The sequence below is a fragment of the Streptomyces torulosus genome (assembly GCF_001419765.1).
Taxonomy (GTDB): domain Bacteria; phylum Actinomycetota; class Actinomycetes; order Streptomycetales; family Streptomycetaceae; genus Streptomyces; species Streptomyces torulosus.
Map to the genome: position 1 here is coordinate 1 of NZ_LIRK01000564.1, position 6,907 is coordinate 6,907.

Genomic DNA, 6,907 nt, shown 5'->3' on the forward strand with positions numbered 1-6,907 from the left:
GCCCGGTTCCCCCCCAGCCCGCGTCCTGTCACAGGTGATCAACAACGTTCAGGAGTTCGCCCCGGCTTTACTTCGGCGCGATTACCCTCGCCCGGAGCGGCCACTCTGGTCGTTGAGGACGGGCAGGCCGCCGAGTGGACAACGTGGGGAACACCGAGACATGCGCGCACTGCGGATACTTGTGATCGTCGCCGTGATCCTGGGCGGCCTCTTCGTGGTCGCGGACCGCGTGGCCGTCGGGTTCGCCGAGGACGAGGTCGCTAAGAAGCTCAAGAGCAGCGAGGGCCTGACCGCCACCCCGGACGTGTCCATCAACGGCTTCCCCTTCCTCACCCAGGTCGCGGGCGGCGAGCTGGACGACGTCGAGGTGGGCATCTCGGACTACGAGGCCACCACCGGCAACTCCGACGACAGCATCCGCATCGCCGACCTCACGGCGCACATGCGCGGCGTGAAGTTCTCCGGCGACTACAGCTCCGCCACGGCCGCCTCCGCCACCGGCACCGCGACCATCTCGTACGACGAACTCCTCAAGGCGGCGAAGTCCGAGCCGACGCGGATTCTCCCCGGAGTGACCGCCCAGGTCACCGGCCTCTCCGACGGCGGCAACGGCAAGATCAAGGTCAACATCAGGGTCTCGGCCCTCGGTTCCTCCACGACGTACCCGGTGCTGAGCACGGTCACCGTCGACGACGACATCGTGAAGGTCCACGCCGACAACCTGCCGAACCTCGTGGTCCAGGCCGCGGAGGGCCAGGTCCGTTCGATCACCGACTTCCAGCAGAAGATCGACGGTCTGCCCGGCGGCATCAAGCTCGACAAGGTGGAGGCCGCGTCGGACGGTGTGGAGATCTCGGTGAAGGGTTCGAACGTCCAGCTGGCCGGGTAGTCCGCTAGCCGGGACACCGAGAACACCGCGAACACCGAAGCCGCCGGGAGTACCGGGGAGCGCTCGGGCGAGAGCTCCGGGGTGATGAGCAGCGGTGTCCGAAAGGCGAGACGGCGGCGTCCGTACCGTAGATGTGACGACGACCGCACCGACCCGTCCGCCCCTTCCGTACCGGTCTTCCGGTGAACTCATCCCACAGTTCGGACGATCGTGTCTCAGAATACGACATGCCGGTGACACGCCCGCCTGTCCGTCCCTACGATCGACAACCATGAAGCGACAGGCGGATCTCACGAAGCGGCGGGCAGTAGACCTGTGCCGCGTCGCCGCCATGCTCTGTCGCACTTTCTGAGCGGCAGCCCAGGCCTGCCGCGTTCCCCCCGCGCCCTGCCCAGCCAGGGCACACCCCCGTGCGCGCCCGGCCGAACCGCCGGAGGCGCTTCGCACGCCCCGCCGCAACTGCCCCGGAGGAGAAACAGCATGAGCCGCAGCGACGTCCTGGTCGACGCCGACTGGGTCGAGGCCAACCTCGACGACCCGAACATCGCCATCGTCGAGGTCGACGAGGACACCACCGCGTACGAGAAGAACCACATCAAGAACGCGATCCGGATCGACTGGACGCAGGACCTCCAGGACCCGGTCCGCCGTGACTTCGTCGACCAGGCGGGCTTCGAGAAGCTGCTGTCGGAGAAGGGCATCGGCAACGACACCCTCGTCGTCCTCTACGGCGGCAACAACAACTGGTTCGCGTCCTACGCCTACTGGTACTTCAAGCTGTACGGCCACGAGAACGTCAAGCTGCTCGACGGTGGCCGCAAGAAGTGGGAGCTGGACGCCCGCGAGCTGGTCGACGAGGTGCCGGTGCGCCCCGCCACCGAGTACAAGGCCAAGCCGCAGAACACCGCGATCCGTGCCTTCCGCGACGACGTCGTGGCGGCGATCGGCTCGCAGAACCTGGTCGACGTGCGCTCGCCCGACGAGTTCTCCGGCAAGCTGCTCGCCCCGGCCCACCTGCCGCAGGAGCAGTCGCAGCGTCCGGGCCACGTCCCGTCCGCCCGCAACATCCCGTGGTCGAAGAACGCCAACGACGACGGCACCTTCAAGTCGGACGAGGAGCTCAAGGAGCTCTACGCCGAGGAGCAGGTGGACCTCGCCAAGGACACCATCGCCTACTGCCGTATCGGTGAGCGCTCCGCGCTGACCTGGTTCGTCCTGCACGAGCTGCTCGGTGTCGAGAACGTCAAGAACTACGACGGCTCCTGGACCGAGTACGGCAGCCTCGTCGGCGTCCCGATCGAGCTCGGCGCCAACAAGTAAGCACCCCAGCGGTACCCGCACACCCCCGTTCGTCCCGACCGGCCTTCCTTCCGGTCAGACCCCTTATGGAGAAAGACATGTGTGGAGCGAAGGCCGGCGGCCCGGACGCCTCGACGATCAAGCCCGGTGAGACCACGATCCAGGGTCAGGTGACCCGCGACGGCGAGCCGGTGACGGGCTACGTCCGTCTGCTGGACTCGACCGGCGAGTTCACGGCGGAGGTTCCCACCTCCGCGACGGGCCAGTTCCGCTTCTACGCGGCCGAGGGCACCTGGACCGTCCGCGCGCTGGTCCCCGGTGCCACCGCCGACCGCACGGTGGTCGTCGCCGAGAAGGGCGCGCTCGCCGAGGTCGCGATCGCCGTCTGAGGCACCCCGTGAACGGCTGAAGGGCCGCGCCCCCCTGGGTTGGACGCCTGGGGCGCGGCCCTTCGGCATGCCCGCTCCGCCGGGCCTACCCTGGAGGCATGTACGCGCGGCGGCGCCATCGCTACTTCGTCATGATGGGGACGTGCCTCACGCTCTTCGTCCTGGCCTGGGGAGTCGTACGCCTCTGGTCGGTCCCCGTCGCGGTCGGCATGTGTCTGGTCGCCATGGTCATCCCGCCGCTGGCCGCCGTCGTCGCGAACCGGCGGGGGCCCGACGACCGCTGGTGGGACGACCCGTCCGGCGACCCCAAGTCCGACGAGTGGTGGGACGAGCTGGACGGCAAGAAGCGCCCCGGACGACAGCCCTGACCGGCGGCCGGCACCGGCTGCGGGATCGGCCGCCGGTGGACCGTCGTCTCAGTAGACGAGCGCCTGGGTGTCGTCGGCCAGCGTCTCCTGGACGAAGACCTGCGCGCCCGCGATCCGTACGCCCTTGATGACGTCCTGGTCGGTGATGTCGCGCCGCGCGGCGCACTGCGTGCACAGGGTGAGGCGGCCGCCGGCCAGGATCGAGTCGATCAGATCCGGCAGCGGCGCCGCGTGCGGCAGCTCGAACTCGGCGGCCCGCCCCGGCAGCGCGAACCACGCCGACTCACCGGTCAGCCACAGGGAGACCTCCACCCCGCTGGCCACGGCCACCGCGGCCACCGTGAACGCCTGGGAGCAGCGCTCGGGAGCGTCCGCCCCCGCCGTCACCTTGATCACGAGCTTCTTTGCCATGCCCGCAGCGTAGTCCGCCGACCTCCCGGGGGTCCGCCGACCGCACGGGAGCGACCGCGCGGACCTCACGGACCGTCCCCGGACCGGGCCGCGTAAGCTGGGGGCCGGCCCTGTGTAGTACCGAACCTTCGCTCATTTCGAGGAGCACCCCGTGGAACTCTTCTTCGAACTCCTGCTGGTCGCGGTCTGCGTCGGCGTTCTCGCCTTCACCGGACTGGCTGTGAAGAAGCTGTACCAGGGCCAGCGCTGACCGACCACCCCAGGAACCGCCACTCATGATCGAGATCCCGTCCGACCTGCACAAGGACCTCGTCCCCCTCGCCTTCCTGCTCGGGAACTGGTCCGGTGCGGGCGTCCACGACTTCCCCGGCGCCGAGAAGTGCAACTTCGGCCAGGAGGTCTCCTTCACCCACGACGGCCGGGACTTCCTCGAGTACCACTCCCACTCCTGGGTGCTGGACAACGAGGGCAACAAGGTCCGTCCGCTGGAGTCCGAGTCCGGTTTCTGGCGGATCGACGCCGACCGCAAGGTCGAGGTCACCATGGTCCGCAACGACGGTGTCGTCGAGGTCTGGTACGGCGAACTCGCCGACAAGAAGCCCCAGATCGACCTGGTCACCGACGCCGTCGCCCGGACCGCCGCCTCCGGCCCCTACACCGGCGGCAAGCGGCTGTACGGCTATGTGAACAGCGACCTCATGTGGGTCGGCGAGAAGCAGACCCCCGAGGTCGAGCTGCGCCCCTACATGTCCGCCCACCTGAAGAAGGTCGTCACCCCGGAGGACGTCGAGCGCTGGGCCAAGGCCCTCCCCGACGACATGCCGGACGACGGCATCGCCTTCTTCAAGTAGTCATTAGACTTCCAGTGTGGTGAGCACCGACTGGAAGACTGATCTGCGGCAGCGCGGTTACCGCCTGACTCCGCAGCGGCAGCTTGTGCTCGAAGCCGTGGACACCCTGGAGCACGCGACCCCCGACGACATCCTCGCGGAAGTGAGGAAGACGGCGTCGGGGGTCAACATTTCCACCGTCTACCGGACCCTGGAGCTCCTGGAGGAGCTGGGGCTGGTCAGCCACGCCCATCTGGGGCACGGTGCGCCGACGTACCACCTGGCCGACCGGCACCACCACATCCACCTCGTGTGCCGGGACTGCACCACGGTCATCGAGGCCGATGTCTCGGTGGCCGCCGAGTTCACGGACAAGCTGCGCGAGACGTTCGGCTTCGACACGGACATGAAGCACTTCGCGATCTTCGGCCGCTGCGCGGACTGCTCGGCCAAGGCCGAGAAGGCCGCGCGCACCGGGAAGGCCGCGGGGAGCGGCGGCGGTGGTGGTGGTGACACGGGCCGGAGCGCCCCGGACGACCTGAAAGATTCAAATACCGAGTCGTAGGCTTAGTCGTATGAAAAGCCCTCTGCTGTCCCTGCCCGGCGCCGTCCCCGCGGAGGGCGTGGACGAAGGTGTCGCCGCCCACTACGGCGATCTGTTCCGCGAACAGCGCGCCCTTGCCGACGGCACCGGATTCGTCGACCTCTCCCACCGGGGCGTCATCACGGTCACCGGCCAGGACCGGCTCAGCTGGCTGCATCTGCTGCTCACCCAGCACGTCAGCGAACTCCCGACCGGCCAGGCCACCGAGGCCCTCATCCTCTCCGCCAACGGCCACATCGAGCACGCCCTGTACCTCGTCGACGACGGCGAGACGGTGTGGGCCCACATCGAGCCCGGCACCCGGGAGGCGCTGCTCGCGTACCTGGAGTCGATGAAGTTCTTCTACCGGGTCGAGGTCGCCGACCGCACGGACGACTTCGCGGTCGTCCACCTCCCCGCCGGGTCGATCACCGAGGTCCCCGAGGGCGTCGTCGTCCGCGAGACGCCGTACGGCCGTGACCTGTTCCTCCCCCGGGCGGACCTGGAGACGTACGCCGAGAAGGCCGGCCCGGCGGCGGGCCTGCTGGCGTACGAGGCGCTGCGCGTCGAGCAGCACCGGCCCCGCCTCGGCTTCGAGACCGACCACCGCACCATCCCGCACGAGCTGGGCTGGATCGGCTCGGCGGTGCACCTCCAGAAGGGCTGCTACCGCGGCCAGGAGACGGTCGCCCGCGTGCAGAACCTGGGCAAGCCGCCGCGGCGGCTGGTCTTCCTCCACCTCGACGGCAGCGAGGTCCACCTGCCGCCCCCCGGCACGGACATCAGGCTCGCCGACGACGGCCCCGAGGGCCGCAAGCTCGGCTTCATCACCACGTCGGTACGCCACCACGAGCTGGGGCCCGTCGCGCTCGCCCTGGTGAAGCGGAACGTCCCCGTGGACGCGCCGCTCCTGGCGGACACGACAGCGGCGGCCCAGGAAGTCATCGTCGAGCCGTAGGGACCATGCCGCAGGGCCACCTTTGGTCCAGGTGAGGGCGCTCGGCCGTGGTCGGCCGGGCGCCCCTACATCTCCAGCAGGACCGTGAAGGGGCCGTCGTTCGTCAGGGAGACCCGCATCTTCGCGCCGAACCGTCCCGTCGCCACCGTCGCCCCCAGGGCCCGCAGCCGGGCGACCACCTCGTCGACGAGCGGCTCCGCGACATCGCCCGGCGCCGCCGCGTTCCACGTGGGCCGACGGCCCTTGCGGGCGTCCCCGTACAGCGTGAACTGGCTGATCACGAGCAGCGGCGCGTCGATGTCGCTGCACGACTTCTCGTCGTTCAGCATCCGCAGCGACCACAGCTTCCGCGCCAGCTGCGCGGCCTTCTCCTTCGTGTCCTCGTGGGTCACCCCCACCAGGACGCACAGGCCCTCGCCCTCGATCGCCCCGACCGTCTCACCGTCCACGACGACGCTCGCGCCGTCGACCCTCTGCACCACCGCACGCATGCCGACCATCATGCCGCCGCCGTCCATCAGCCGTGCGTGAGGGGGTCCTCCTTACGGGGGGTTTGTGATCACGGGCGTTTGAAGCGCACTTTGCCCGGTCTTTCTTATTGATCCATTAGCGACCATCTGGGGGTGGATCGGGGGGACTCGGTCACATAGCGGCCACCGAGAGTGGCACCATGCTCACACACACCGGTCGAGGGGACGGTTGAGGCGCATGAGCACATCGAGTACCGGGCAGCCCACGGGCACTGCCACGTTTGCCCCGACGGGGCCGGGGCCCGCACCCGGGATCCGCCGGCCGCCGGTCCAGCGCACGGACAGCGAACCACTGCTGCCGCCGGACCCACCGGAGCACGACCTGTCCCGGATGCGGCTGCCGGAGCTGCGCACCCTGCGCCGGGACGCCCAGCGGGACGAGGCCGACCTCAGCTATGTGCGGCGGCTGCTCCAGGGCCGGATCGACATCCTGCGCGCCGAGTTGGCCCGCCGAGGGGGTACGGCACAGCCGTCCGGCTCCGACGGGCGTACGCCGGCGCTGGTCGACCGGCTCTCCGAGATCCTCACCGACGCGCCGGCCCGGCACCGTTCGTCGGCCCGGCACGTCACCGTGGGGACGCCGCACGGCGAGGAGTACCGGCTGCTGGCGGCCGAGATGCTCGCCGAGGTCGAACTGTCCGACCTCGGCG

At 69.5% G+C, this 6,907-nt stretch carries 10 protein-coding genes; 8 read left to right on the forward strand and 2 right to left on the reverse strand.

What is annotated here, in order from left to right; genetic code table 11:
• The first annotated feature begins 160 nt into the window (after positions 1-160).
• From AOK23_RS33405 to AOK23_RS33420, 4 genes are all read left to right on the forward strand, one after another.
• A complete protein-coding gene (locus AOK23_RS33405) occupies positions 161-889 on the forward strand; it encodes an LmeA family phospholipid-binding protein (RefSeq protein WP_055716289.1) in 729 nt (242 codons plus the stop codon).
• 480 nt (positions 890-1,369) lie between these two features.
• Positions 1,370-2,209, forward strand: a complete 840-nt coding sequence (locus tag AOK23_RS33410) for a sulfurtransferase (protein WP_055716290.1) — start codon at positions 1,370-1,372, stop codon at positions 2,207-2,209.
• A 77-nt stretch (positions 2,210-2,286) separates the two neighbouring features.
• Complete coding sequence (locus tag AOK23_RS33415; protein ID WP_004000115.1) at positions 2,287-2,577, forward strand: DUF1416 domain-containing protein; 291 nt, start codon at positions 2,287-2,289, stop codon at positions 2,575-2,577.
• 98 nt (positions 2,578-2,675) lie between these two features.
• Positions 2,676-2,945: a DUF3099 domain-containing protein gene (locus AOK23_RS33420; protein WP_055537810.1), complete on the forward strand. Its 270-nt coding sequence runs from the start codon at positions 2,676-2,678 to the stop codon at positions 2,943-2,945.
• Positions 2,946-2,993: 48 nt separating this feature from the next.
• On the opposite strand, the gene AOK23_RS33425 is transcribed toward AOK23_RS33420, so the two are convergent.
• The gene (locus AOK23_RS33425) at positions 2,994-3,356 is read right to left on the reverse strand and encodes a DsrE family protein (protein WP_055716291.1); all 363 of its coding nucleotides are present in this window, start codon (positions 3,354-3,356) and stop codon (positions 2,994-2,996) included.
• A 275-nt stretch (positions 3,357-3,631) separates the two neighbouring features.
• Between AOK23_RS33425 and AOK23_RS33430 the strand changes: the two genes are divergently transcribed.
• From AOK23_RS33430 to ygfZ, 3 genes are read left to right on the forward strand one after another with little or no spacing between them, the layout of a single operon-like run.
• Entirely contained in the window at positions 3,632-4,207 is a 576-nt protein-coding gene (locus tag AOK23_RS33430; protein WP_055513213.1) for a heme-binding beta-barrel domain-containing protein, read from the forward strand.
• A gap of 16 nt (positions 4,208-4,223) precedes the next feature.
• Positions 4,224-4,751, forward strand: a complete 528-nt coding sequence (locus tag AOK23_RS33435; protein ID WP_055716292.1) for a Fur family transcriptional regulator — start codon at positions 4,224-4,226, stop codon at positions 4,749-4,751.
• A gap of 10 nt (positions 4,752-4,761) precedes the next feature.
• A complete protein-coding gene (gene ygfZ, locus AOK23_RS33440; protein WP_055537813.1) occupies positions 4,762-5,727 on the forward strand; it encodes a CAF17-like 4Fe-4S cluster assembly/insertion protein YgfZ in 966 nt (321 codons plus the stop codon).
• A gap of 65 nt (positions 5,728-5,792) precedes the next feature.
• On the opposite strand, the gene dtd is transcribed toward ygfZ, so the two are convergent.
• Entirely contained in the window at positions 5,793-6,218 is a 426-nt protein-coding gene (dtd, locus tag AOK23_RS33445; RefSeq protein ID WP_055716293.1) for a D-aminoacyl-tRNA deacylase, read from the reverse strand.
• Positions 6,219-6,435: 217 nt separating this feature from the next.
• Between dtd and AOK23_RS33450 the strand changes: the two genes are divergently transcribed.
• Positions 6,436-6,907, forward strand: a 472-nt coding sequence (locus AOK23_RS33450; RefSeq protein ID WP_055716294.1) for an RsiG family protein, incomplete at its 3' end; no start/stop codon positions are given.